This is a genomic window from Shouchella rhizosphaerae (genome assembly GCF_036700015.1).
GTDB lineage: Bacteria > Bacillota > Bacilli > Bacillales > Bacillaceae_D > Shouchella > Shouchella rhizosphaerae.
The window spans coordinates 1,808,912-1,834,448 of record NZ_CP144921.1 but is presented as its reverse complement, the minus strand read 5'-3'; the positions used below and the strand labels follow the sequence as shown (position 1 = coordinate 1,834,448).

Annotated in this window: 24 protein-coding genes and 5 tRNA genes; 28 read left to right on the top strand and 1 reads right to left on the bottom strand. The window is 46.0% G+C overall.

What is annotated here, in order from left to right:
* The first annotated feature begins 9 nt into the window (after window positions 1–9).
* The 8 genes from jag to V5G21_RS09140 all read left to right on the top strand — a co-directional run bounded on the left by jag (window position 10) and on the right by V5G21_RS09140 (window position 8,890).
* Entirely contained in the window at window positions 10–645 is a 636-nt protein-coding gene (gene jag, locus V5G21_RS09175) for an RNA-binding cell elongation regulator Jag/EloR (RefSeq protein WP_035205672.1), read from the top strand.
* A gap of 234 nt (window positions 646–879) precedes the next feature.
* On the top strand, window positions 880–2,256 hold the full coding sequence (gene mnmE / locus V5G21_RS09170) for a tRNA uridine-5-carboxymethylaminomethyl(34) synthesis GTPase MnmE (protein ID WP_011248950.1): 1,377 nt from the start codon (window positions 880–882) through the stop codon (window positions 2,254–2,256).
* Between the two features lie 61 nt (window positions 2,257–2,317).
* Complete coding sequence (gene mnmG, locus V5G21_RS09165) at window positions 2,318–4,207, top strand: tRNA uridine-5-carboxymethylaminomethyl(34) synthesis enzyme MnmG (protein WP_035205674.1); 1,890 nt, start codon at window positions 2,318–2,320, stop codon at window positions 4,205–4,207.
* Between the two features lie 10 nt (window positions 4,208–4,217).
* A complete protein-coding gene (gene rsmG, locus V5G21_RS09160; protein ID WP_035205676.1) occupies window positions 4,218–4,931 on the top strand; it encodes a 16S rRNA (guanine(527)-N(7))-methyltransferase RsmG in 714 nt (237 codons plus the stop codon).
* 105 nt (window positions 4,932–5,036) lie between these two features.
* Window positions 5,037–5,888: a nucleoid occlusion protein gene (noc, locus tag V5G21_RS09155; RefSeq protein ID WP_035205678.1), complete on the top strand. Its 852-nt coding sequence runs from the start codon at window positions 5,037–5,039 to the stop codon at window positions 5,886–5,888.
* Between the two features lie 184 nt (window positions 5,889–6,072).
* Complete coding sequence (locus tag V5G21_RS09150) at window positions 6,073–6,834, top strand: ParA family protein (RefSeq protein ID WP_011248946.1); 762 nt, start codon at window positions 6,073–6,075, stop codon at window positions 6,832–6,834.
* Entirely contained in the window at window positions 6,827–7,696 is an 870-nt protein-coding gene (locus tag V5G21_RS09145) for a ParB/RepB/Spo0J family partition protein (RefSeq protein WP_011248945.1), read from the top strand. Before V5G21_RS09150 ends, V5G21_RS09145 begins: the two co-directional genes overlap by 8 nt.
* Before the next feature lie 42 nt (window positions 7,697–7,738).
* Entirely contained in the window at window positions 7,739–8,890 is a 1,152-nt protein-coding gene (locus V5G21_RS09140; RefSeq protein ID WP_095254688.1) for an aminotransferase class V-fold PLP-dependent enzyme, read from the top strand.
* Window positions 8,891–8,935: 45 nt separating this feature from the next.
* Here V5G21_RS09140 and yyaC read toward each other — a convergent pair whose 3' ends face one another.
* Complete coding sequence (gene yyaC, locus V5G21_RS09135) at window positions 8,936–9,568, bottom strand: spore protease YyaC (RefSeq protein WP_095254687.1); 633 nt, start codon at window positions 9,566–9,568, stop codon at window positions 8,936–8,938.
* Window positions 9,569–9,653: 85 nt separating this feature from the next.
* Between yyaC and V5G21_RS09130 the strand changes: the two genes are divergently transcribed.
* The 20 genes from V5G21_RS09130 (at window position 9,654) to V5G21_RS09035 (ending at window position 25,533) form a co-directional block, all read left to right on the top strand.
* Entirely contained in the window at window positions 9,654–10,682 is a 1,029-nt protein-coding gene (locus V5G21_RS09130; RefSeq protein WP_011248942.1) for a membrane protein, read from the top strand.
* Between the two features lie 105 nt (window positions 10,683–10,787).
* Complete coding sequence (locus V5G21_RS09125) at window positions 10,788–10,940, top strand: DUF951 domain-containing protein (RefSeq protein WP_249413801.1); 153 nt, start codon at window positions 10,788–10,790, stop codon at window positions 10,938–10,940.
* 68 nt (window positions 10,941–11,008) lie between these two features.
* Window positions 11,009–12,115 carry a redox-regulated ATPase YchF gene (ychF, locus tag V5G21_RS09120; RefSeq protein WP_338465476.1) on the top strand — a complete coding sequence of 369 codons (1,107 nt, stop codon included), beginning with the start codon at window positions 11,009–11,011 and terminating at the stop codon, window positions 12,113–12,115.
* Window positions 12,116–12,429: 314 nt separating this feature from the next.
* Complete coding sequence (gene rpsF / locus V5G21_RS09115) at window positions 12,430–12,717, top strand: 30S ribosomal protein S6 (protein ID WP_011248940.1); 288 nt, start codon at window positions 12,430–12,432, stop codon at window positions 12,715–12,717.
* A 70-nt stretch (window positions 12,718–12,787) separates the two neighbouring features.
* On the top strand, window positions 12,788–13,273 hold the full coding sequence (gene ssb / locus V5G21_RS09110; protein ID WP_011248939.1) for a single-stranded DNA-binding protein: 486 nt from the start codon (window positions 12,788–12,790) through the stop codon (window positions 13,271–13,273).
* 38 nt (window positions 13,274–13,311) lie between these two features.
* A complete protein-coding gene (gene rpsR / locus V5G21_RS09105; protein WP_011248938.1) occupies window positions 13,312–13,545 on the top strand; it encodes a 30S ribosomal protein S18 in 234 nt (77 codons plus the stop codon).
* Window positions 13,546–13,749: 204 nt separating this feature from the next.
* Window positions 13,750–14,652 carry a YybS family protein gene (locus tag V5G21_RS09100; RefSeq protein WP_011248937.1) on the top strand — a complete coding sequence of 301 codons (903 nt, stop codon included), beginning with the start codon at window positions 13,750–13,752 and terminating at the stop codon, window positions 14,650–14,652.
* A gap of 29 nt (window positions 14,653–14,681) precedes the next feature.
* Entirely contained in the window at window positions 14,682–16,652 is a 1,971-nt protein-coding gene (locus V5G21_RS09095) for a DHH family phosphoesterase (protein WP_095317044.1), read from the top strand.
* Window positions 16,649–17,092, top strand: a complete 444-nt coding sequence (rplI, locus tag V5G21_RS09090) for a 50S ribosomal protein L9 (RefSeq protein ID WP_063608865.1) — start codon at window positions 16,649–16,651, stop codon at window positions 17,090–17,092. Before V5G21_RS09095 ends, rplI begins: the two co-directional genes overlap by 4 nt.
* A gap of 70 nt (window positions 17,093–17,162) precedes the next feature.
* Window positions 17,163–18,524 (top strand): replicative DNA helicase, encoded by a 1,362-nt coding sequence (gene dnaB, locus V5G21_RS09085; RefSeq protein ID WP_011248934.1) that lies wholly within the window; start codon window positions 17,163–17,165, stop codon window positions 18,522–18,524.
* Between the two features lie 147 nt (window positions 18,525–18,671).
* Window positions 18,672–19,958, top strand: a complete 1,287-nt coding sequence (locus V5G21_RS09080; RefSeq protein ID WP_011248933.1) for an adenylosuccinate synthase — start codon at window positions 18,672–18,674, stop codon at window positions 19,956–19,958.
* Between the two features lie 189 nt (window positions 19,959–20,147).
* Window positions 20,148–20,223, top strand: a tRNA-Lys gene (locus tag V5G21_RS09075).
* Between the two features lie 10 nt (window positions 20,224–20,233).
* Window positions 20,234–20,305, top strand: a tRNA-Glu gene (locus V5G21_RS09070).
* Window positions 20,306–20,328: 23 nt separating this feature from the next.
* Window positions 20,329–20,405: transfer RNA gene (locus V5G21_RS09065), tRNA-Asp, on the top strand.
* 36 nt (window positions 20,406–20,441) lie between these two features.
* A tRNA-Phe gene (locus V5G21_RS09060) sits at window positions 20,442–20,517 on the top strand.
* Window positions 20,518–20,520: 3 nt separating this feature from the next.
* A tRNA-Thr gene (locus tag V5G21_RS09055) sits at window positions 20,521–20,593 on the top strand.
* A 169-nt stretch (window positions 20,594–20,762) separates the two neighbouring features.
* Window positions 20,763–21,473, top strand: a complete 711-nt coding sequence (gene yycF / locus V5G21_RS09050; protein ID WP_011248932.1) for a response regulator YycF — start codon at window positions 20,763–20,765, stop codon at window positions 21,471–21,473.
* A complete protein-coding gene (walK, locus tag V5G21_RS09045; protein WP_095254685.1) occupies window positions 21,474–23,312 on the top strand; it encodes a cell wall metabolism sensor histidine kinase WalK in 1,839 nt (612 codons plus the stop codon). It begins immediately after the preceding gene.
* Window positions 23,309–24,640 (top strand): YycH family regulatory protein, encoded by a 1,332-nt coding sequence (locus tag V5G21_RS09040; RefSeq protein WP_063608866.1) that lies wholly within the window; start codon window positions 23,309–23,311, stop codon window positions 24,638–24,640. The genes walK and V5G21_RS09040 overlap by 4 nt, the downstream gene beginning before the upstream one ends.
* Complete coding sequence (locus tag V5G21_RS09035) at window positions 24,637–25,533, top strand: two-component system regulatory protein YycI (RefSeq protein ID WP_011248929.1); 897 nt, start codon at window positions 24,637–24,639, stop codon at window positions 25,531–25,533. Before V5G21_RS09040 ends, V5G21_RS09035 begins: the two co-directional genes overlap by 4 nt.
* Window positions 25,534–25,537 lie beyond the last annotated feature (4 nt).

The window sequence follows — 25,537 nt, the reverse complement described above, 5'->3', positions numbered from 1 at the left end:
GGATTAAAAGTGGCGCATACGTTCAAAGGTCGGACGGTGGAAGAAGCAGTTGCCAATGCAGTGCAGCATTTGGGTACTACGGAAGAACAGTTAGTCTATGAAGTCATCGAACAACCACAAAAAGGGTTTTTCGGTTTGTTTGGCGGAAAGCCAGCTGTGATTAAAGCTCATGTGCCGCCAAGATCTACAGACGTTGCCCGCTCCTTTCTTGAAGAAACCATTTCTTTAATGGGGTTAAAAGCTGAACTTTCGGTCGAGCAAGTAGGCAAAGAAGCGTTTTTTTCGTTGCATACAGAAGAAGAAAAAGACCAAGGTCGTTTGATTGGACGCAAAGGGCAGACGCTCGATTCATTAGAGTATTTAACGAATCTGGCGGCTTCCCATTCGCCTAGTACGGATTTCGTCAAAGTCCGGCTCGATGCCGGAGGCTACCGGCACAAACGGGAAGAAACGCTCAAGCAGCTCGCATTGCGGATCAGCCATAAGGCAAAAACGACAAAGGAACCGATTGTCCTTGAGCCAATGCCAGCTCGTGAACGTAAAGTCATTCATACGACGTTGGCAAACGATGCCGGCGTGCAGACCCATTCGCAAGGCGAAGGAGCAAAACGGCATGTTGTCGTTGAGCCGACGCAATTCGACTGAAACACGTTGTCAGACGAGGCGTGCAGGTGAAGGAAGAGGCGAATAGAACGGGTGTTCATGACATATGGCTGAGGCAAACGACGACGTATGCAAGCGATTGTCTACAGTTTGAAAGGGAAGCGCATGCTTCCTTTTTCTTGTTCCTAAAAATGCAGTCAACTTCAGGCGATAGCTTTTCGCGTTTTCCTGTGCTATTCTTATATGTTGAAGATATGCCTTAAGGAGGTGAAAACGATGGAAATGGATACAATTGCAGCAATATCGACGGCACTTGGAGAAGGGGCGATTGGGATTGTCCGGCTGAGCGGAGATCAAGCAATTGCGATTGGCGATAAGTTGTTTAAAGGGACAAAGCGTTTAGAAGATACGCCGAGTCACACAATTGTGTATGGCCATTTAATGGATGATGCTAGCGAGGAAGCGATTGAAGAAGCGATGGTCACGGTTATGAGAGCGCCGAGGACCTATACACGTGAAGACATTGTGGAAATCAATTGCCACGGCGGGCTTGTGTCTGTGAACCGTGTGCTTCAAGCTGTGCTGGCAAAGGGAGCTCGATTGGCTGAGCCGGGAGAATTCACAAAGCGCGCTTTTTTGAATGGCCGTATTGATTTGTCGCAAGCAGAAGGCGTCATCGACTTAATCCGTTCAAAAACGGATCGGGCCATGAATGTCGCATTGCGCCAAGTGGAAGGGCGTTTGTCCAAAAAAATTGGCAAGTTGCGTCAAGCCCTTTTAGAAACAATTGCTTCGATCGAGGTTAACATTGATTATCCAGAGTATGATGCGGAGACAATGACAGCTAAGCTTATAAACGAAAAAATGACCATTGTTTTAGCGGAAATTGAAGCGTTACTCGCGACTGCCAAACAAGGGAAAGTGTTACGGGAAGGGCTCGCCACTGCCATCATTGGCAGGCCAAATGTTGGCAAGTCCAGTTTGATGAACAGCCTCGTCCATGAAGCAAAAGCGATTGTGACCGATATACCTGGAACAACGAGAGATACGCTTGAAGAGTATGTCAATGTCCGCGGCGTTCCTCTTCGCCTTATTGATACAGCCGGTATTCGTGAAACGGAAGACATTGTCGAGCGAATTGGCGTTGAACGGTCTCGCCAAGCGCTCAAAGAAGCCGACTTAATTTTGCTTGTTTTAAACTATGCAGAAAAACTTTCAAAAGAGGATGAAGCTTTGTTCGAAGCGGTTAAAGGACTGGATGTGGTCGTGATCGTCAATAAAATCGACCAAACAGGGCGGATTGATATGGAGCGTGTCCGCCAACTAGCAGGAGAGAATCCAGTCGTGGCGACTTCCTTCCTCCAGGAAGAAGGAGTCGACCAATTAGAAGAAGCAATTAGTCGTTTGTTTTTTGCTGGTGGAGTGGAAGGCGCTGATTTGACGTATGTGTCAAACGCCCGTCATATTGGTTTACTAAACCAAGCAAAAGCCCATGCTGAAGAAGCGATTGCTGCAAGTTTAACCGATGTTCCTGTTGATTTGATTCAAATTGATGTGACACGGACGTGGGAATTATTAGGCGAAATTATTGGAGAAGATGTCCAAGATAGTTTAATTGACCAGTTGTTCTCGCAATTTTGTTTAGGAAAATAAACACATTTTTTTGTGTAGAAAGGAAGGTAGGCTGCTAGGCAATTTAGCAGCCGCAGCCGATATGAGTTACCAAGGTGGAACGTTTGACGTTATTGTCATCGGCGCAGGGCATGCGGGAGTAGAAGCTGGCCTTGCTGCTGCCAGAATGGGCGCCAACACGCTCATGTTGACATTGAATCTAGATGCAGTGGCTTTTATGCCGTGCAACCCTTCTGTTGGAGGGCCGGCTAAAGGCATTGTTGTCCGTGAAATTGATGCCCTTGGCGGAGAAATGGGGCGGAATATTGATAAAACCCATATTCAAATGAGAATGCTTAACACGGGGAAAGGCCCTGCTGTTCGAGCACTGCGGGCGCAAGCGGATAAATTCCGTTACCAACAAGAGATGAAACGGACGATTGAAGAGCAAGAAAATCTGCTTCTTCGCCAAGGAATGGTGGATCGTTTAATTATCGAAGACGGAGAGTGCCGCGGCGTTATTACGAATACAGGGGCACAATACCGAGCGAAAGCGGTTGTTGTTACCACAGGCACGTATTTGCGTGGGAAAATTATATTAGGAGAACTTTCTTACGAGTCTGGCCCGAACAATATGCAACCAAGCATTAAGTTGTCAGACCACTTGAAAGAGCTCGGTTTCGACCTGGTTCGTTTTAAAACAGGAACGCCTCCCCGTGTCCACGGGAATACGATTGATTACAAGAAAACAGAAATCCAGCCTGGCGATGACAAACCTCGCGCCTTTTCGTACGAGACGACCAAATTCATTACAGACCAGCTGCCGTGCTGGTTAACGTATACGAGCGAAAATACACATCAAATTATTTCTGCTAACCTTGGACGTTCCCCTATGTATTCCGGTATGATAGAAGGGACAGGACCAAGGTACTGCCCTTCGATTGAGGATAAAATTGTTCGTTTTAGCGATAAGCCAAGACATCAGATTTTCTTGGAGCCAGAAGGGCGCGATACAAGTGAAGTCTATGTACAAGGGTTGTCGACAAGTCTGCCAGAAGATGTCCAATTGTCGATGCTTAAAACGATTCCTGGCTTAGAAGAAGTCCGAATGATGCGGCCTGGCTATGCGATTGAATATGACGCGATCGTGCCAACACAACTATGGCCAACATTAGAAACGAAAAAAATTAGCGGTTTGTTTACGGCAGGGCAAATCAATGGAACATCTGGCTATGAAGAAGCAGCCGGGCAAGGGATTATGGCTGGCATTAATGCGGCCCAAAAGGCATTTGGCAAAGAAGGCGTGATCTTAGACCGTTCAGAGGCGTACATTGGCGTATTGATTGATGATCTTGTCACCAAAGGGACGAATGAACCGTACCGCTTGCTGACATCGCGGGCAGAGTTTCGCTTAATTCTTCGCCATGACAATGCTGATTTGCGTTTAACGGAAAAAGGCTACGAGTTGGGATTAATTTCTGAAGAACGCTATTCTCGCTTTAAAGCAAAACAAGAAGCGATTGAACAGGAAAAACAACGAATTTCTGCACTGGTTGTAAAACCGTCAGACGAAGTCAACCAACTACTTGAACGTTTAGGTTCAAGGCCGATGACGGAAGCGTTAAAAGCAACAGCAGTGTTAAAACGACCAGAAATGACTTACGACCATTTCCTGAAAATCATTCCGCGGCCAGACGTGGAGCTTGATGATGAGGTATATGAACAAGTTGAAATTCAAGTCAAATACGAAGGTTATATTGAGAAACAGTGGCAACAAATTGAACGTTTGAAAAAGATGGAACAAAAACGAATTCCTGAGGATCTTGATTATGATGCGATCCAAGGTATTGCGACAGAAGCGCGGCAAAAACTAAAACAAGTACGGCCTCTTTCAGTAGGCCAGGCTTCCCGTGTTTCTGGTGTAAATCCAGCGGATATTTCCATTTTGCTTGTATATCTCGAACAAGGGCGGCTGGCAAAAACATCATCGTAAGGAGGAGCAGATGGGCGAAGAATTTTTCTCCTCGTTATTAGCGGAACAAAAAATCGTCTTATCGTCCACTCAGCACGAGCAGTTCAAGCGCTATTTTGAACTGCTCGTTGAGTGGAACGAAAAGATGAATCTGACTGCTATTACCGAAAAAAAGGATGTATACTTAAAACATTTTTATGATTCAATCACGCCGAGTTTTTACTACCCGTTTACTGACCAAAAAATTGTTGATATCGGCGCTGGGGCTGGATTTCCAAGCTTGCCGCTTAAAATCCTTTATCCCGACTTGCAAATTTCGATTATTGATTCTTTAAATAAGCGGATTGGTTTTTTAACCCATTTGGCTAATGAGCTTGAATTAACAGGTGTTTCCTTTTACCATGACCGGGCGGAATTGGCCGGAAAAAGCAAGCATCACCGCGAAATTTATGATGTTGCAATTGCCAGGGCAGTCGCACGTATGTCCGTTTTAAGTGAACTATGTTTGCCTTTTGTGAAAGTAGGCGGCGATTTTATCGCCTTAAAAGGGGCTGGCAGCAATGAAGAAGTGGCTGAAGGGAAAAAAGCAATTGCTGTTCTAGGCGGAGAACTTTCTGCAAGCCATTCATTCCAATTGCCAATTGAACATAGCGAAAGGCAAATTGTGCAAATAAAAAAGGCGAAAGCAACGCCAAACAAGTATCCTCGTAAGCCTGGGGTGCCCAATAAGCAGCCAATCACGTGAATGTTCCACGTGAAACATATGTGAATTTCCAATGAGAAAAGGAATGCTGCGAATATATGTCGAATCAATTCAAATGGTTAAAAACAAAAGGTGGTGTCCGAGGCGATGAAGCAATCGTTTTCACGCCTATTTGGCTTAAATGATAAAAACGACGATGCTGAATTAACTGCAAACGAAGAGGTACAGCAGCTTGCTATTAAAGATATCGTGCCGAATCGCTTCCAGCCTAGAACTCTATTTGATGAAGACCGGATTGCCGAATTAGCGCAAACGATCAGGACGCATGGAGTCATACAGCCCATTGTCGTCCGTGTTCGCGATGATAAATACGAAATCATTGCAGGAGAGCGTAGGTGGCGTGCTGTTACTTCGTTGCAATGGGAAAAGATCCCTGCTATTGTCAAAGAATTTAATGATTCGCAAACAGCTTCGATTGCACTAATTGAAAATTTGCAGCGTGAAGGCTTAACTGCCATTGAAGAAGCTACCGCTTATGCAAAATTAATCGAAATCCATAACTTGACGCAGGAAAGTTTGGCGCAACGCCTTGGCAAAGGCCAATCAACGATTGCAAACAAACTTCGATTGCTTCATTTGCCACAAGCAGTCCAAGACGCTATTTTAAATAGAGACATTTCAGAGCGGCATGCTCGCGCGTTAATTGCTTTAAAAGATGCTGAAGCCCAAGAAGCCGTTTTAAAACAAATCATTGAAGAGCAGTTGAATGTGAAGCAGACGGAAGAACGAGTGAAAGCGTATTTTAAAACAGCGGAAGAAGAAGCGCCAAAAAAGAAAAAGCCGAAACGAAAATCTTATCCAAAAGACATGCGCATTGCCATGAATACGATTCGTCAATCAGTTGATATGGTGATGAAAAGCGGCTTAAAAGTCGATACCGATGAAGAAGACAATGAAGAATTTTACCAATTTACGATCCGCATTCCTAAGAAAAAATGATCTATCAGCTTTGATAGGTCTTTTTTTGTTGTTTTTTCCCTAAAATGGGTCTAATTCAGTTTCACAAACTACAAGAAAAAATGTATAGTAGAGTTAGACTATTAAAATCGCTCATTAAACACGTAAATTGTTTAGCAATAGGATTGTTTGATGTTTTGCAGGAAAGCAGGAAAGAGGTGCCCATGTGTCAAAAATCATCGCTATCGCAAATCAAAAAGGCGGTGTAGGGAAAACGACAACATCAGTCAATTTGGCTGCTTGTTTGGCTCACTTAGGAAAACGTGTGCTGCTCGTAGACATTGACCCGCAAGGCAATGCTACAAGTGGCGTTGGCATTGAAAAAGGCGACGTCGATGAATGTGTCTATGATTTGCTAATAGAGGATTTAGATGCACGCAAAGTTGTTAGGTCAACAGAAGTGAACAATCTTGACGTTATACCGGCTACAATTCAGTTGTCAGGGGCTGAAATCGAACTCGTACCGACCATTTCAAGGGAAGTACGTTTGAAAAAAGCATTGACGCCTTTGAAATCCCATTATGATTACATTTTTATTGATTGCCCTCCTTCACTTGGATTGTTAACCATTAATGCGTTAACGGCTTCAGATTCAGTGGTGATCCCTGTCCAATGTGAATATTATGCACTGGAAGGGCTTAGTCAACTGCTTAATACCGTTCGCCTCGTACAAAAACATTTAAATACGGACTTAGCGATCGAAGGCGTATTGTTGACGATGTTAGATGCGCGAACCAATTTAGGCATTCAAGTGATTGAAGAAGTGAAAAAATATTTTCGTGATAAAGTATTTGATACCATTATTCCGAGAACCATCCGGTTAGGAGAAGCGCCGAGCTATGGAAAACCAATTATCGTGTATGATGCCAAGTCGCGTGGTGCCGAAGTATACATAGACTTAGCGAAGGAAGTGGTTGCGAATGGCTAGAACGGCAGGAAAAAAGGGGTTGGGAAAAGGGCTACAAGCGTTCTTTCCAGAACAAGAAGACAAACAGGAAGAGCAAATTGTACAAGTTGATCTTGCAGACGTTAGGCCAAATCCGTACCAACCTAGAAAAACGTTTTCTGAAGAAGCATTAAAGGAATTGAGTAACTCGATTCGTGAACACGGAATTTTGCAGCCTGTTACTGTACGCAAAGCGATTAAAGGGTATGAAATTGTAATGGGCGAGCGGCGCGTAAAAGCGGCAAAACAAGCAGGATTAACACAAATTCCTGTCATTGTCCAGGAACTGGATGAAAATAAAATGATGGAAATTGCGTTAATCGAAAACTTGCAGCGTGAAGATTTGAATCCAATCGAGGAAGCCATTGCTTACGAGAAATTAATGGAACATACGAATAGCACGCAAGAGCAGTTAGCAAAGCGCCTTGGAAAAAGTAGGCCGCATATTGCCAACCATATGCGTTTGTTGCAATTGCCAAAAGTTGTTCAAGAGTTCATTTCCGTTGGCAAACTGACAATGGGCCATGGACGCGCGCTTTTAGGGCTGCAAGATAAGCAAAAACTTTCACAGCTGTTAGAAAAAGTGCTGCAAGACAAGCTTAGCGTGCGGGAAGTCGAACAACTCGTCCAGAGATTAAATGAACATGTTCCACGTGAAACAAAGCAAGTAAAAGTGAAGCTACCTCCGATTATTAAAGAACAGCAAGAGCGTTTAAGGGACACGCTTGGTACATCTGTACTCATTAAACCTGGAAAGAAAAAAGGCAAAATTGAAATTGACTATTTTTCCGAGGACGACTTGGAACGGATTTTATCGTTATTGGTTCATACAGAAAAGGAATGAAGCTGTCGGCTGCGATAGCTTCTTTTTTAAAGGAGTGGAATAATGCGGTATTTTGATCAAGCGGCAACGTCTTTTCCAATGGCAAAAGCAGTTGCTGACGCTGTTAGCGAAGCGATTCTAGCCTACGGTGCAAATCCAGGAAGAGGAGGCCATAAGTTAGCGAGGCAAGCTGCAGACACGCTTTTTCAAGCAAGAAAACGGTTGGCGGCTTTTTTTTGCGCGCCAGGCCCTGAGCATATTTGGTTTTATCCGAACGCCACATACGCGTTAAATCAAGCCATTCTTGGCTTCCCTTTACAGCAAGGGGATCGGGTAGTTAGCACCGCTTTTGAGCATAATTCGGTTTTGCGGCCGTTGCATATACTTGAAAAAGAGAAGCAGGCGACGATCGTTTATGCAAGCGGAAAAACAGGGGACGAGACAGCAGCAGCAGTCGTGGAAGCAATGACGCCAGGTACGCGCCTTGTTGTGATCAATCATGCGTCAAATGTCACAGGAGAAATCGTGCCTTTAAAACCCATTGCCACAAAAGCAAAAGAAATCGGCGCCGTCCTGCTTGTGGATGCCTCACAAACAGCTGGCAAAATTGCGATTGATATGGAACAAGACGGAATTGATTTGCTGGCATGTCCAGGACATAAAGGCTTATTAGGGCCACAAGGAACAGGCTTATTAGCAGCAGCAAGAGATGTTGGCTTGAAACCGCTCGTACACGGCGGCACGGGGCATTATTCCGAGCATCCAGAGCAGCCGGACAAATGGCCTGAGCGCTATGAAGCTGGCACGGCCAATACACCAGGAATTGCAGGTTTGCTTGCAGGTTTGCAAGAGCTTGAACGTCTAGGAGGAGTGGAAGCTGTTCATGCCCATGAAATGGAAGCAACACGGATCTTTTTAGAGGGAATTAGCAACCATGAGCATGTACATGTAGTCGGCTCTTTATCGCCGCAAGGAAGAGTAGCGGTTGTTTCGTTTGCAATTGACGGTGTGAGCAGCCAAGAAACGGCCATGATTTTAGATGAACATTATGATATGGCTGTACGAGCAGGCCTTCATTGCGCGCCGAAGCTGCACAACTGGTACAAGACTGCTGAAGATGGGCTCGTACGTGCCAGTTTTGGACCTTATACGAAGCAAGAGGATGTTTCTGCTCTTGTGGATGCGATTACAGACATTGCCGATGCGTTCCGCTAGGATGTTAGGCAATTGGCTATTCCGTATGGGCGCTTAACGATGGCGTTAAAGAGGCTCGGTTTTTGTTGGCAAAAAAGAATAGGCTTTTTTCGTTTTGGCAGTTTGCAGTGCGGTTAATTGTTGGTCAGCCGCAGCAACTGCCTTGCTTATTTTTTGAGCCATGCTCATGACCACATGCAGCCTTGTGCTTTGCAGCATATAAAAATCCATCAGCCCTCCGACATTGACAATGCCTGTTAAGCAAATATCGCCAATTTCAGGTAAGTTTTTGCCCATGGCTGCTCCAGGTTTGAGTGGTTCTGCGGACAATGTAATATAGCCAACGTTTGCAGTTTTGCCAAGGCATGCATCTAAGGCGACAACAAACGCATTAGGATGTGTTTTATAAATGGAGGCAAGCCGTTTTTCCATGTTGGCGGCATGGATCGGTTCTGCTAACGTCCCATGCACGTGGAATTGGTTTAAGTTTTGCCCTTCTAGTAAGTTTCCAACTAAAGGCCCTAACGAATCGCCAGTCGAACGGTCTGTGCCGATGCAAATAAGCAACAGGTCGCGATTGCCGCGGTGTTTGCAAAATTCAACAAGAGCGTGTGCGAGATCTTCCGTTAATGATGCTTCCTCGGCATGGCAGCGAAAGGTTGTTGGTCTTTTTTTAAAGGGCCATAGGTTTGTACTCATAAATGAAGCTCACCTCCCATAGTAGTAACAGTATAGTAGATTCTGCAAGAATCTATACATGACGGGGAAATTGAAGGTGACGAAAATGTGGGGAAACGGACTAAAATGGATGTTTTTAATTGTCGGGACGGTGATTGGCGCTGGCTATGCTTCTGGACGGGAACTGTGGGAATTTTTCGGGGCAGAAAGCGGACTGGCTATCGTATTGTTTGCGATTCTATTCACCATCAGCTGTGCGGTCATATTAACCATTGCCCAAAAAGAAAAGACAACCCATTATTTGCCGATACTTGAGAAGTTGCTTGGGCGGCGCTTAGCAAAAGCGTATGATTGGATGATTATTCTTTACTTGTTTTCAGTGACTGTTATTATGCTTGCAGGCGCAGGGGCAACACTCGAAGTATATAACATTCCTTTTTGGCTCGGCGTTGTCCTTAATGCGGCATTGGTGGTGTTCATGTTTGTAAAGGATATGACAGGAATGACTAAAATCAATGCATGTCTCATTCCAGTGCTCATTATTTGCTTAGTAGCGGTCTTACTAGTCTACCAATCATCAATCGGCTTTTCGTTCACATTTGACATCCATATGCAACATAATTGGCCAGCGGCCATGACCTTTACGTCGCTTAATATTTTGCCGATTGTCGCTGTTTTAAGTGCGGTAGGCAACCAAATCAAACATAAGGGTGAAATTTACATTGCCAGCATTGGCAGCGGGCTCTTGCTTGGGACGATTTCCTATTTGTACAATGAGTCATTGCTTTCGGTGGCTCAAGAGATCATTTTTTACGAGATTCCGCTGTTTGTGATCTTAAAACATTATCCGTCGATTATGGTTCTTGCCATTTCCTTATTATTGTGGCTAGCCATCTATACAACGGCAGCTTCAGGGGTTTTTGGGCTGATAGCGAGATTACGAACAAACGTACAAGGTGAGGCTTGGCTGATTGCATTGTTGCTTGTGGCTTGCATGGCGCCTATGACGATGTTTGGCTTCTCGACACTAATTTCGATATTGTACCCATTGTACGGCATTTTAAATTTGTTTATTCTTGCTTCACTCGTTCTTTACCCAATTGTCAAACATCCAGCAACGAAAAGCAAACAGTGACACTACAAACTCCTGCTTGGTTCATGTATAATACAAGCAGACGAGCTTGAGGAGGACGAAACGGTGGCAGCAGAAAAGGAATTTGCGTTAGGCGATGTGGTGGAAATGAAGAAACCACATCCTTGTGGGGAAAATCGATGGAAAATTATCCGCATGGGCATGGATGTCCGGATAAAATGCCTGGGTTGCCAACACAGCGTGATGCTACCACGCCGGGACTTTTCAAAAAAACTAAAAAAAGTATTAGGTTCCGAATAACAAGGGAGGGTTTGTACTCTACCTTGTTTTTGTGCGGGCCTGTACAAATAAAAAGGACGTGACAGGAAGTGGCTTTAACAACTGGAATAGTAGGGTTGCCAAACGTGGGAAAATCAACGCTGTTCAATGCGATTACCCAAGCGGGTGCAGAATCGGCCAATTACCCGTTTTGCACAATTGACCCAAATGTAGGGATTGTCGAAGTGCCTGACGTACGGTTGGAAAAATTAACCGAACTGGTCAAACCGAAAAAAACGGTGCCGACTGCGTTTGAATTTACAGATATAGCCGGAATTGTCGAAGGCGCCAGCAAAGGCGAGGGGCTTGGCAACCAGTTTTTGTCTCATATTCGTCAAGTAGATGCGATTTCCCATGTTGTCCGCTGCTTTGCTGATGAAAACATTACCCATGTTTCCGGTGGCGTCAATCCGTTGCGTGACATTGAAGTGATTAACTTGGAGTTGATTTTGGCGGATTTGGAATCAGTTGACAAACGGATTGGCCGTGTCGCGAAGCTGGCGAAAGCAAAAGACAAAGCGGCTGTTGCAGAATTGCCTGTGCTAGAAGCATTAAAAGAGGCGTTTGAAAATGAAAAGCCAGCACGAAGCATCGATTTTGATGACGACCAACTGAAAATTGTCAAACAGCTACATTTGCTGACAAGCAAACCTGTCCTGTATGTAGCCAATGTCGCTGAAGACGATTTGCTTGCTGGCGAAGACAATGACAATGACTACGTCAAACAAGTGAAAGCATTTGCGGAAGCGGAAAACAGCAATGTGATTGTCGTTTGCGCCAAAATTGAATCGGAAATTGCTGAGCTGGAAGGCGATGAAAAAGCGCTGTTTTTAGAAGAGCTCGGCATCCAAGAATCAGGGCTTGACCAATTAATCCGCGCGGCTTATTCTTTGCTAGGCTTGGAAACGTATTTTACAGCAGGAGAGCAGGAAGTCAGGGCTTGGACATACCGCCGGGGCACGAAAGCGCCACAAGCAGCTGGGATTATCCATACTGACTTTGAGCGCGGCTTTATCCGTGCTGAAGTTGTCGCCTATGACGATTTAATTGCCGCTGGCGGCATGGTTGCTGCAAAAGAGCGGGGCAAAGTTCGCCTTGAAGGAAAAGAATACATCGTCCAAGACGGAGATGTCATCCATTTTCGGTTTAATGTGTAAAAAGGAGGGGCTGCAGCCAACGTTGCAGCCTCTTGCTTTGTAGATTCATTTTGTCGAAAAAAAATGCAAGAAAAAACAAGGAATTTTAGTTGAGATAGCGTATATAGTTGGTAACCCCTTTGAAAGCCCCCTCATTTGCTCTTACATCCTTGATTCCCAATTATCGCGACAATTTGAACAAAAGGCAGGTGGTTGCTTCGATACTTCTTGAATAACGACTACTTTAATGGTATACTCGTTCAATGTGAGTGAATTGACTTTTGCTCCTTGCTCTGTGTAAACGGAGCCGCTTAGACCAAAAGGAGGTGACTGGAATGCGTAAGTATGAAATTATGTACATTATCGCTCCAAACCTAGAAGAATCAGCAAACAAGGAAATCATTGAGCGTTACAACAAAGTGCTCACTGACAACGGTGCTGAAATTCTAAAGGTGGACGAGATCGGTAAAAAACGCCTAGCTTATGAAATCAACGATTTCAAAGATGGTTTCTATGTATTGCTAAGTGTACAAGCAAATACGGAAGCGATTAACGAGTTTAACCGTTTGATTAAAATCAACGACAACGTTATCCGCGTTCTCGTAACAAAAGACGAACAGTAAGTCGAAATAGACGTATTTTAACGGGCCCAGGACGAATAAGGGACCATTTAAAAGGCTGGGAGGGATCGCATTGTTAAACCGTGTTGTTCTTGTCGGACGCTTAACGCGTGACCCTGAATTGCGATTCACGCCAAACGGTGTAGCTGTAGCCAATTTTACGCTTGCAGTCAACCGTCCGTTTTCAAACCAGCAAGGAGAACGAGAAGCTGACTTCATTAACTGTGTTGTCTGGCGCAAACCGGCTGAGAACGTCGCCAATTTCCTTAAAAAAGGGAGCCTTGCAGGAGTCGACGGCCGTGTGCAAACGCGAAGCTATGACAATAATGAAGGCAGGCGCGTTTTTGTAACGGAAATCGTTGCTGAAAGCGTCCAATTTCTCGAACCTCGCAACAGTCAAAACCAATCCTCTGGGAATAATCCTGGTTTTGATCAGTACGGCGCTGGCAACCAAGGTTCTGGCAACCAAACTGGTGGCAGCCGTTCTAATGGATATGATAACGACCCGTTCTCGAATGACGGTTCGATTGATATTTCCGACGATGATCTTCCATTTTAATGTTTAATTTTAATGTTTAAAGGAAAGGAGTGAAACATATGGCACGTCGTGGTCGTCCTAAACGGAGAAAAGTATGCTTTTTTACTGCCAATAAAATTACCCATATTGACTACAAAGATGTTGATTTGCTGAAACGTTTCATTTCCGAACGTGGAAAAATTCTTCCGCGCCGCGTAACTGGAACTTCTGCAAAGTACCAACGTAAGCTGACTGTAGCGATTAAACGCGCTCGCCAAGTAGCATTGCTACCTTACGTCAACGATGTAAACTAAAGATGGGATAAAGAGGGCGGACCGGGCCAAGCTAAGAAAAAGCTGGCTTGGTTGCCCTCTTTTCTTCTACTTACTGGCGAATCGAGAGGCTCGCCTTTTACTTTAAAGGTAATTACGCTAAAATAGATGGGAACTGTGTGTGAATGAGACGCGCTCGTTGAGCGTGTTAAATGAGGTGAGAATTTGGAACACAGGAACCAGCTGATGAAGGGCTTACTATGCGGTGTGATTTACATTGCATTGTTCATGATCTTTGCATTTAACATTCCGCTATTAAACATGGTTGCACTTGTCGCCATGCCGTTGCCAATTGTTTATTTTACGGCCATTTTTGGGCCAAGGCCGGGAATGGTGTTAACAGCGGCTGTTGGTTTGCTCGGAACAATAGCGACGTTAAACCCTTTGGCAGCATTTGCTTTTGCCGTCATTGGCTATGTGCTCGGCTATGCGCAGCATAAGCGCAGAAAAGGGGCTGAATTGTTGCTGGCAACGATTGTCGCGTCGTTTGTCTTTCTTTCGACTGCCTACATACTCCTTACAGCCGTCACGGATCTATCCGTGCTGCAATTTGTCCGGGAGTCCCTCCAAGAGACGCAACAGCTTTTGTCTGAATTAGGGATGGAATCCTACGATAAAGCATTTATAGAGGAATACGTTCAACTCATTGAATCGCTGATGACCTTTTTGTTGCTACTGATGGCTGCCGCGTATGCGTTTATGGTCTATGGAGCGGCGACCATGCTCTTTAAACGTGTGGACCTACCATATCATAAGCTGCCGAAGTTTCGCGAATGGGCCTTTCCACGTTTTTTCCTTTGGTTTTATTTTTCCCTATTGCTTCTGTCCTTTTTGCCGTTTGAGCCTGGTTCCTATATGGCGGCAGTCACGCAAACTGGCATAAATTTGGTCAGTGTATTGCTTATCATCCAAGGGGTGTCGCTTCTGTTTGTGTATTTGCAGGCAAAGCGGCTTGCAAAAGGGGTCTCTGTTTTCATTATCATCATGGTTGTCATCAGTCTTTTACTCGTGCCATTTTTGTTGTGGGCCATGAAAATGATTGGCGTACTGGATATGGTTTTAAGAATTCGCGACCGTATGAAACTGTAATTTTTGGATGACAGGTAGGAGATGACAATATGCCAAATTGGAAAAAGCAGTGGTGGCAACAGCTTCATGTCATCGCACTCTTTGTTATTGCCGTTGTATCCATTGCTGTTCTCGCTTACTATCGCTTAGAAGCCGGTGCCGTTGCTGGCATTGCTCTCATCGTATGGATCGGTTTATTTCACCAATCCCACAAGCGCAATGAACGGCAGTTGCACAAATATATTTCGACTTTATCATACCGTGTGAACAAGGCAGGGGAAGAAGCTGTTACCAAGCTGCCTGTAGGCATTGTCCTCTATAATGAGGATGAAGTGATCGAGTGGGTAAACCCGTTTGTTGATAAACGGTTTGGGACTGGGCTGATCGGCGAGCCCATTACCTGCATCCATGAAGAGCTTGGCGAATATGTAAGCAATGACGTTGCCAATGAAACGTTCCAAATGGAGTCCTCTTACTATTACATGACGTTTGAACGTGACGAGCGACTTATTTATATTGTGGATGTAACCGAGAAAGAACAAACGCAAAAAAAGTACCAACATATGCTGCCGGTCATCGCGCATATTTACTTAGACAACTACGATGAAGTCACACAAAGCATGGAAGATCAAGTTCGCAGCCGGCTGCTCGCCAAAGTGACCACAGCGTTGAACAACTGGGCGAGCGATTATGATATCTTTTTAAGAAGGACGTCCTCTGATCGGTTTTTGGCAGTGATGAACCATAAGACGCTATTGCTCTTAGAAGAGAACCGGTTTGAATTGCTTGATGATATCCGTGAACGGACAGCAAGGGAGAAAGTGCCCATTACGCTCAGCATTGGGGTCGGCACGGAAGAAACGTCATTAAAACAACTGGGCGCCTTGGCCCAGTCAAGCTTAGATCTAGCGCTTGGGCGCGGCGGCGACCAAGTGGCGATCAAAAAGAAAAATGGCCGCGTCCGCTTTTATGGCGGCAAGACCAACGCGATGGAAAAACGGACACGGGTACGCGCTCGCGTTATCTCCCATGCTTTGCGCGATTTTGTAAAAGAAAGCGAACGAGTGATTGTCATGGGTCACCAGCGTCCAGATATGGACGCGATTGGGGCAGCGATTGGCGTATTGAAAATTGCTGACTTAAATGACCGTGAAGGCTTTATTGTGCTCGATGTGGACGATATTAATCCGGATGTCCAGCGGTTATTGGAAGAAACGGAGAAACACGACCATTTGTGGAGCCAGTTTGTTTCGCCTGAAGAAGCATTGGATTTAGCTGATAAAGAGACGTTGCTCGTCATCGTCGATACACACAAGCCATCGATGGTCATTGAGCCGCGGCTATTGGAAATGATTGACCGCATCATTGTCATTGACCACCATCGCCGCAGCGAAGACTTTGTTGAAGATCCGGTGCTCGTTTATATGGAGCCGTATGCGTCATCTACGGCCGAGCTTGTGACCGAGTTGCTCGAGTACCAGCCGATGCAGTTTAAAATGGACCGGCTTGAAGCGACGGCGCTTCTCGCTGGCATCATTGTCGATACAAGAAGTTTTGCTGTCCGCACCGGGGCGAGAACATTCGATGCAGCCTCATTTTTGCGGGCCAACGGCGCCGATACGGCGCTCGTGCAAAAGCTATTAAAGGAAGACTTGGCGTCTTACGTAAAGCGTGCTAAGCTTGTAGAAAACGCCTATCTTTACCGAGAGGGCTATGCCATTGCTGTGGCCCCAGACGACCATGTTTACGATCAGCTCGTGATCGCCCAGGCTGCTGATACGTTGCTGACAATGAGCGGCGTGCTTGCCTCTTTTGTCGTTTGTCAGCTTGCTGATGGACGAATCGGCATTAGCGCTCGTTCACTTGGCGACGTAAATGTCCAAGTCATCATGGAAAAGCTCGGCGGTGGCGGCCATCTCTCAAATGCAGCGACGCAATTGCCTGACTTGACGCTGGAGGAAGGGAAACTCCAGCTCGAGAAGGCCATTGATGAAGTACGAGAAGGAGGAAGCGGAGCATGAAAGTCATTTTCACTGAAGATGTAAAAGGGAAAGGCAAAAAAGGCGAATTGAAAGACGTGTCAGAAGGCTATGCCCGCAACTATTTAATCCCTAAAAATTTAGCTGTGGCAGCTACGTCTGGAAATCTAAAAGACCTTGAGGCACAAGAAAAAAGCAAGCAAAAAAAGGCGGAAGCGGAACTTCAAAAAGCGAAAGCAATGAAAGAAGAGCTTGAAGCGCTCAAGATCGAGATTCCTGCTAAAGCTGGCGAAGGCGGCCGCCTGTTTGGGGCCGTATCGACAAAGCAAATTGCCGAGGCGCTTGGGAAACAAGGCAAGAAAGTCGATAAACGCAAAATCCAATTGGACGAACCGATTCGTTCTCTCGGCTATACGAAAGTACCGATTAAAATCCACCCAGAAGTGGTGGCAACGGCTACTGTCCACGTTGTAGAAGCATAGAAACAAAAGGAAGCTGGCTCTCGCTTTGGCCAGCTTCCTTTTAAGTCAGTTGTAAGGGGGGGAGAAATGGATGAGTGACCTTTTGACAGAGCGGACGCCGCCACAAAACATTGAAGCAGAGCAGGCCGTGTTAGGTGCGATTTTTCTCGCTGACCATGCGTTAACGACGGCGAGTGAGCGCCTCATGCCTGAAGATTTTTACCGAGCTAGCCACCAGCGGATTTACGAAGTGATGCTGGACCTCGGTGAAAAGGGGGAGCCTGTTGATTTAGTCACCGTCACCTCAGAGCTGCAAAACAGAGGGTGGCTGGATGATATTGGCGGCGTCGCTTATTTGGCCGATGTCGCCGAGTCTGTCCCTACTGCTGCCAATGTTGAGTATTACAGCCGCATCGTCGAAGAAAAATCGCTGTTACGGCGCCTCATCCGTGTGGCCACCAACATTGCAAAAGAAGGCTATGCGAGCGAGGATGAAGTCGATGCGATCCTCGACCAAGCAGAGAAAACGATTCTCGAAGTCGCACAGCGGAAAAATACAAGCAGCTTTGTCTCGATTAAAGATGTGCTGCTTGAAACGTATGACCAAATCGAAATGTTGCAGCAAACTCGTGGGGAAATTACGGGCATTGCGACTGGTTTTACGGAGCTAGATACAATGACTGCTGGATTCCAGCGCAACGATCTTATTATCGTCGCAGCCCGTCCGTCAGTAGGGAAAACCGCATTTGCCCTCAACATTGCCCAAAACGTTGCCACAAAAACCGATGAAACGGTTGCGATTTTCTCGCTGGAAATGGGAGCGAGCCAGCTCGTCACGCGGATGCTATGTGCAGAAGGGAACATCGATGCCCAGCGGATGCGGACAGGCGCCTTGGAGGAAGAGGATTGGCATAAACTATCGATGGCGATGGGGTCTTTGTCGAAAGCAGGCATTTACATCGATGACACCCCTGGCGTGAAAGTCGGCGAAATTCGTGCCAAATGCCGGCGCCTTAAGCAAGAAAAAGGGCTTGGCATGATTTTGATTGACTACTTGCAGCTCATTCAAGGGAACGGCCGCAGCGGTGAAAACCGCCAGCAAGAAGTATCGGAAATTTCGCGGACACTTAAAGCGATCGCCCGTGAACTAGAAGTGCCGGTTATTGCCCTGTCGCAATTGTCCCGGGGCGTCGAATCAAGGCAGGACAAGCGCCCAATGATGTCAGACATCCGGGAATCAGGCAGTATTGAACAAGATGCCGACATTGTCGCTTTTCTCTATCGGGATGACTACTATGATAAAGAAACCGAGAATAAAAATATTATCGAAATTATTATTGCCAAGCAGCGAAACGGCCCCGTTGGGACGGTAGAGCTAGCATTTGTAAAAGAATACAATAAGTTCGTTAATTTGGACCGGCGCCATGACGAGAACGACATGCCGCCAGGTTAACGGATAAAGCTCTCTAAAAGGAGAGCTTTTTCGTTTTTATACGAATGTTGGGGATTTTTAGCATGGAAATGTTCGTGTCTAATTGACGCCCCGTAGGCTGACCTGCTATACTTACAATGGTTTTTATAGAGAGCGGAGGTGCAAGCAATGTCTTCAGTCGTTGTTGTTGGAACACAGTGGGGCGATGAAGGAAAAGGAAAAATCACGGACTACTTATCAGAAAAAGCAGAAGTGGTTGCCCGCTACCAAGGTGGAAACAATGCTGGCCATACGATTGTGTTTGACGGTAAAAAATACAAACTTCATTTAATTCCTTCAGGGATTTTTTACAAAGACAAAATTTGTGTCATTGGCAACGGCATGGTAATTGATCCTAAGGCGCTTGTCGAAGAGCTTGCGTATTTGCATGACCACGGCGTCGATACGAGCAATTTGCGGATTTCAAACCGCGCCCATGTGATCTTGCCTTATCATATAAAACTTGATATTGTCGAAGAAGACCGAAAAGGCGCCAATAAAATTGGCACAACGAGAAAAGGCATCGGTCCTGCCTATATGGACAAAGCAGCGCGGATTGGCATTCGAATTGCCGATTTGCTTGAAAAAGACACGTTTGCTGCAAAAGTGGCAGCTGTTCTTGAAGAGAAAAACCGCCTGTTTGAAAAATACTATGAAACAGATGGCTTTTCAGCTGAAGAAATTGTTGAAGAGTATTTCCATTATGGCGAACAAATCGCGAAATATGTTGCCGATACATCCGTCGTTTTAAATGACGCTTTGGACGATGGCCGCCGTGTTTTATTTGAAGGCGCCCAAGGCGTGATGCTTGATATTGACCAAGGCACGTATCCATTCGTAACGTCTTCCAATCCGATCGCCGGAGGAGTGACAATCGGTTCTGGTGTCGGCCCATCAAAAATCCACCACGTTGTTGGTGTGTCAAAAGCATACACGACTCGCGTTGGCGATGGCCCGTTTCCGACCGAATTGGATGATGAAATTGGCGACCGTATCCGCAAAGTCGGAAATGAGTATGGAACGACAACAGGGCGCCCACGCCGCGTTGGCTGGTTTGATAGTGTCGTCGTCCGCCATGCTCGCCGAGTGAGTGGCATTACTGATTTATCCCTGAACTCGATTGATGTGCTTACAGGGCTTAAAACGCTAAAAATCTGCACGAGTTACCGCTATAAAGGCGAAGTGCTTGATGAGTTTCCAGCAAGCTTAAATGTTTTGGCAGAATGTGAGCCAATTTATGAAGAGCTTCCAGGATGGGAAGAAGACATTACAGGCGTAAAAACGTTGCATGAGCTGCCGGAAAATGCCCGTACGTATGTAGAACGGGTTTGCCAACTGACAGGGATTCCATTGACTGTCTTTTCCGTCGGCCCGGACCGTAGCCAAACGAACATGGTGCGCGGCGTTTTTGCCTAAATGGCAAGGGAAAATGCAGGGAAAGCGCCCCTGTATTTTCCCGCTTATCTTCCATTCAATCGCGCTAAAAAAACTTTTTAAAAAGTAGTTGCACACCTAGTTTTTATATGCTATTATAAATCTTGTCGCCAAGGGATTTGGGGACAAGCGGTTTGCTTTTTTTGCACCGCCTGCTCGGCTTTTTTAGAGGAGCCATTAGCTCAGTTGGTAGAGCATCTGACTTTTAATCAGAGGGTCGAAGGTTCGAGTCCTTCATGGCTCACCATGTTTACAGTGGCCCGTTGGTCAAGCGGTTAAGACACCGCCCTTTCACGGCGGTAACACGGGTTCGAATCCCGTACGGGTCACTTTTCATATAGATACATATCTTGGTCCGGTAGTTCAGTTGGTTAGAATGCCTGCCTGTCACGCAGGAGGTCGCGGGTTCGAGTCCCGTCCGGACCGCCATTTACATCTTGATAAAAAGTCGAAAGAAGCGAAAATGGCTCGGTAGCTCAGTTGGTAGAGCAACGGACTGAAAATCCGTGTGTCGGCGGTTCGATTCCGTCCCGAGCCACCATTTGCCGGTCTAGCTCAATTGGTAGAGCAACTGACTTGTAATCAGTAGGTTGGGGGTTCAAGTCCTCTGGCCGGCATAGCGGAAGAACTTTATGTGCGAATGCATATAAGGTTCTTTTTTTGCATTCTTCTTGGCTTGCCCGTTTGTGGTAAACTAAGAGATAGGGCAAAACAATTGCCCGGGAAAGAATGTTGTTATTTCTAAATGAAGGATCTTAGAACGACGACCAATCTAGGAGGATGAGGATGGACAAACATATTCTCGTGGTAGATGATGAAAAGTCGATTGCTGATATATTGAAATTTAACTTGGAGAAGGAAGGCTTTGATGTTACCTGTGCGTATGATGGGAACGAAGCATTAGAGCGCGTCAAGGAACGGAAGCCTGATTTAATGCTCCTTGATATTATGCTCCCTTATAAAGATGGCATGGAAGTTTGCCGTGAAGTAAGGAAGCAATACGATTTGCCGATTATCATGTTAACGGCAAAAGACTCGGAAATTGATAAAGTGCTTGGCCTTGAGCTTGGCGCTGATGACTATGTCATCAAGCCGTTTAGCACGCGGGAACTGTTGGCACGTGTAAAGGCAAACTTGCGGCGCCAACAAGTCGCTGCTGACGATGCGCCAACCACGCAAAAAGAAATTACAATTGGCGAGCTATCGATTCTTCCTGAAGCGTATCAGGTAAAAAAACGGGGCGAGCCAGTTGATTTAACGCACCGGGAATTTGAATTGATCCATTATCTCGGCAAGCATTTAGGCCAAGTAATGACGCGGGAGCATTTGCTGCAAGCGGTGTGGGGCTATGATTATTTTGGCGATGTGCGCACGGTAGACGTAACGGTGCGGCGCTTGCGTGAAAAAGTGGAAGACAACCCAAGCTATCCAAACTGGATTATGACGAGAAGGGGAGTCGGCTACTTCTTGTCGGCGCCAGAGGGCGAGCAACGGTAAATGGAACGCAATGTCGGGTTTTTTAAATCCATTCGCTTTAAACTGATCATTATTTATGTGCTGTTGATTGTATTGGCAATGCAAATTGTCAGTGTGTACTTTTCCCGGGAACTGGAAAGAAGTTTGCTGGAAAACTATGAAACACTGTTAAATGACCGCTTAAATGTGCTGTCTTTAAGTGTCGGCCAAGAATTGCAAGAAGACCCAGAAGAACGGGACCTTGATACGCTTGTACGCAACGCTTTTCCGCAAAACGATGAGAATACACGCAAAGGGAAAGCACAAGTGGTTGGCTATAATAGCGTCGTGCTGGCAAGCTCTTCCGACGAAGACGCCAACATCATTGACCAACAGACTGACCAAACGATTGTGAAGCGCGCCTTAACCGGGACGCCGACGTATGAATTCCAAGAGCGGATCAACCAAGAAGACCAAGAGCGCTACATTATTAAAGCACACCCCGTTCGTTCCAATGAAGATGGCACTGGCGAAATTCTCGGTGCTGTTTACATTGAAGCGTCAATTGAAGGGGTCAGCAAGCAAGCACAAGCGATCAACCGCATTTTTATATCGGCGACAGGCATTGCGATGGTGGTGACGTTCTTGGTGATCATACTACTGGCCCGAACGATCACGATGCCGATTCTTGACATGCGTCGTCAAGCGCTCCGCATGAGCCATGGCGATTTTTCGAGGCAAGTCCGTGTCTACAGTACCGATGAGTTAGGCCAACTTGCCACTGCATTTAACGAGCTGACGAATAGGCTCCATGACACGACGTTAATGAGGGACAGGGAGCAGAAGCGTTTGCGTTCGGTGTTGGCCCACATGACGGATGGCGTGATTGCGACAGACCAAAGCGGCTTGATTATATTAATGAACCGGCGAGCTGAAGAACTGTTAGGCATCCCGTTAAAGCATGTGCTGCGCAGGCCGATTATGAACGTGCTGCGCATGGAAGAGGAAGTGAGCATTTTTGAGCTCTACGAAAGGAACGAGCCATTGCTCCTTGACCTGAGCACAGGCGAAGAGCCGATTATGCTTGAAGTGAATTTTTCAGCGATTCAAGAAGATGAAGGCCCCTTTAATGGCTTGATTGCGGTCCTTCACGATGTAACCGAGAAAGAGAAAATTGAAAATGAACGGCGCGAATTTGTCGCCAATGTGTCACATGAATTGCGGACGCCGCTGACAACGATGAAAAGCTATCTAGAAGCGTTAGCAGACGGAGCGATGCAAGATGAGGACATTGCACCGCGCTTTTTAGAGGTAACGCAAAAGGAAACGGACCGGATGATCCGCCTTGTCAATGATTTGCTCCAGCTGTCCAAAATTGACTCAAACGATTACCGTCTCGACTTGCATTGGGTGGAGCTTGGTGCCTTTTTGCATAGCATTGTCGAACGGTTTGAAATGGTCGTCAAGGACAAAAACATTGATTTTCACCGCCATATTGCGAAACAGCCAACTTACGTCAAAATCGATACCGATAAAATGACTCAAGTGCTGGACAACATCTTATCGAATGCGATTAAATACTCTCCGTCTGGAGGCAATGTGACCATTACCCTCCTCCATCAAGGAAACAAAGCACGGATTAGTATTGCCGATGAAGGGTTAGGCATTCCAGCTGAGTCACAAGATAAGATTTTTGAGCGGTTCTATCGAGTGGACAAAGCTCGGGCGCGAAATGTTGGAGGGACAGGTCTCGGACTTGCGATTGCGAGCGAGTATGTCCACGCCCATGAAGGCGATATTTGGGTCCATAGTGAATACAATGAAGGCACGACCATTTATATCACGTTGCCTTACTCGACATTCAAAGGAGGAACAATGTGAGGTACGAACAGTTTAAAACTGTCGCGTTAATTGCCTTAATTGGTCTAAGTTTATTTTTCACGTACCAATTGTGGACGTTCCAACCAAATATCGAAGCATTAGAAGATAGCTCCAACGTGCAAACCGAAGAAATGTTTGGCACAGAACGGGACCCAGTCGAGCTGATTGCCCCTGAACAAATCGTGCTGCACAGCTCTGAAGGGACGTATGCACTCGTAAAAAATGGCTCTTCGTATTTTTCTCACGTAGTGGAGCAATTGTTTGCCGAAGGGCAACTGCAATCAATTAACCGCGACTATGAAGACATCTCCGCCGTAAGTGGAATTGAATTGATTTTTCCCGATGCAGTACCGAAAGAATTTGTACTGAAACAATTTGGGATCGAACAAGAAGATTTTCGCTTCAATTTAAATGCCATCGATCGGATGTTTGTCTATGTTAGCCCTTATGACGGCGGGGTCAATATTCAATTTGCCTCATTGGAAAATGAAAGCTTATTTACGGTTGGCTCTGCGATGGATCCTGATTTCCTTACTGATTTGCTCGAATCGGGGGAGGAAGCAGACCTCGAAGAGGCTGTGATCGTGAAGCAGAAGGATGATGACAACAAATTGCTGCAAAACCGGCTGTACGTCAGCACTGAACCGCAAAAAGTGAGAGAAAAGCAGTATGAGCTTGCCCGTCTAGACATAGGGCAAATCAACCAGCGTTTGTTCAGCGGCGCTTCTGATGTCCCCCGGCAAAACCAGCTGGATGGGCAAAATGTCTACACCGATGGGAGCCGGATTGTTACGATCGACCAACGGCTACAGTATTTAAGCTACAGCTATCCGTTTGCAGCAGACGGCATTGATACAAACAACCGCCACATTATTGAGACTGCGGCTGAATTTGTCAATTTAAACGGCGGCTGGACCGATGACTATAAGGCGATCAGTTGGGCGGCCAGGGAAAATAGCGAAACCGTTGATTTCCGGATGATGATTGACGGCATTCCTGTTTTTGGCCGCAGCAACAGCGACAACAAAGACAGGATGAAAATAACCGTCAGCCGCTCAGGCACACAAGTGATCCAATTCGAACGGCCACTCTTTCATTTAGTCGGGGCTCCGCTTCAAGACCCTGAAGTGGAAGTCCCGTCAGGAGAAGCAGCTGCAGAAGCGTTAAAGGCCGCAACGTCGGTCAACTGGGACGATGTCACGGACATCCGGCTTGGCTACAGGGCCGATATGGAGAACAACTCAAATGCCAATTTTGTGCCGACGTGGTATTATGAAAGCCAAAATACGTGGAAAAGAGTCCCGTTTGATGAGGAGTACAAACAATGAATTGGAGTCGGGCCAAATCCATTTTTATTGTCACGTTTTTGCTGTTAAACGTCTTTTTAGGCATACAGTTGCTGGACAAAATCCAACAAGTGCCTGATATTGAGCAATCAAGCGACATCGAAAAGCGGCTTGCCGATAACAACATCTCTCTCCCGTCGAAAGAAATCGACATTGCTGGCGCGAAAGGCGTTGTCCTTGAAGGAAGCTGGACAACCTTTTCAGAAGCAGAGCTAGACGGTCTTACAGGGCAGACGGCGACGTTGTCCCAATCACGGGAACTGATTAAAGCGGCTTTTGACGAACCGATTGACCTATCGGATATTCCTGGAAACGACAACAACAAAGCAGCGGAACAAACCGACTATGCCGCTTTTTTAGCACAGCATATTTTGCATGGGTATGACTATGTGTTTGCAAGGCGAGAAGGATCGTACCTTTATTTTAACCAGCTATATAACCAAAGCGAAACATTCGTTAACGAGGACGCCCCTCTCATTTTAGAACTCGATGAAGACGACAAGGTCATTGGCTACACACAGCGCCATTTCACCTTTGAGGAAAACCCAGATGAACGGAAAATGATTACGTACATGGAAGCTGTCGAAACGCTGCTAAACAACCATTTTATTAAAAGAAACAATAGCATTGTTGAAATTGATTTTGGCTATTATAGCCTAGCGGAACAAACGCCGCGTTTCTTTTCGCCTATGTGGGAAGTGACAGTGAAACGCAACAACGATGAGGAAGACGATGTACGCATTTATTTAGTGAATGCCATTTTAGGCGAACAACATCAGTGGTATCCTGATGAAAACCAAGCGATTGATGGAGAAACGCCTGAATTAGAAGAACCAAGTACAGACGAAATGAACGAAGCGGGCAGCACGCCTTAAAGTG

Bases quoted from the DNA above. Each gene is read 5' to 3' on its own strand.
- mnmE (WP_011248950.1), top strand. From the start codon at position 880: ATGGAAATGGATACAATTGCAGCAATATCGACGGCACTTGGAGAAGGG.
- mnmG (WP_035205674.1), top strand. From the start codon at position 2,318: ATGAGTTACCAAGGTGGAACGTTTGACGTTATTGTCATCGGCGCAGGG.
- rsmG (WP_035205676.1), top strand. From the start codon at position 4,218: ATGGGCGAAGAATTTTTCTCCTCGTTATTAGCGGAACAAAAAATCGTC.
- noc (WP_035205678.1), top strand. From the start codon at position 5,037: ATGAAGCAATCGTTTTCACGCCTATTTGGCTTAAATGATAAAAACGAC.
- V5G21_RS09145 (WP_011248945.1), top strand. From the start codon at position 6,827: ATGGCTAGAACGGCAGGAAAAAAGGGGTTGGGAAAAGGGCTACAAGCG.
- V5G21_RS09140 (WP_095254688.1), top strand. From the start codon at position 7,739: ATGCGGTATTTTGATCAAGCGGCAACGTCTTTTCCAATGGCAAAAGCA.
- yyaC (WP_095254687.1), bottom strand. From the start codon at position 9,568: ATGAGTACAAACCTATGGCCCTTTAAAAAAAGACCAACAACCTTTCGC.
- V5G21_RS09130 (WP_011248942.1), top strand. From the start codon at position 9,654: ATGTGGGGAAACGGACTAAAATGGATGTTTTTAATTGTCGGGACGGTG.
- V5G21_RS09125 (WP_249413801.1), top strand. From the start codon at position 10,788: ATGAAGAAACCACATCCTTGTGGGGAAAATCGATGGAAAATTATCCGC.
- rpsF (WP_011248940.1), top strand. From the start codon at position 12,430: ATGCGTAAGTATGAAATTATGTACATTATCGCTCCAAACCTAGAAGAA.
- rpsR (WP_011248938.1), top strand. From the start codon at position 13,312: ATGGCACGTCGTGGTCGTCCTAAACGGAGAAAAGTATGCTTTTTTACT.
- V5G21_RS09100 (WP_011248937.1), top strand. From the start codon at position 13,750: ATGAAGGGCTTACTATGCGGTGTGATTTACATTGCATTGTTCATGATC.
- V5G21_RS09095 (WP_095317044.1), top strand. From the start codon at position 14,682: ATGCCAAATTGGAAAAAGCAGTGGTGGCAACAGCTTCATGTCATCGCA.
- rplI (WP_063608865.1), top strand. From the start codon at position 16,649: ATGAAAGTCATTTTCACTGAAGATGTAAAAGGGAAAGGCAAAAAAGGC.
- dnaB (WP_011248934.1), top strand. From the start codon at position 17,163: ATGAGTGACCTTTTGACAGAGCGGACGCCGCCACAAAACATTGAAGCA.
- V5G21_RS09080 (WP_011248933.1), top strand. From the start codon at position 18,672: ATGTCTTCAGTCGTTGTTGTTGGAACACAGTGGGGCGATGAAGGAAAA.
- yycF (WP_011248932.1), top strand. From the start codon at position 20,763: ATGGACAAACATATTCTCGTGGTAGATGATGAAAAGTCGATTGCTGAT.
- walK (WP_095254685.1), top strand. From the start codon at position 21,474: ATGGAACGCAATGTCGGGTTTTTTAAATCCATTCGCTTTAAACTGATC.
- V5G21_RS09035 (WP_011248929.1), top strand. From the start codon at position 24,637: ATGAATTGGAGTCGGGCCAAATCCATTTTTATTGTCACGTTTTTGCTG.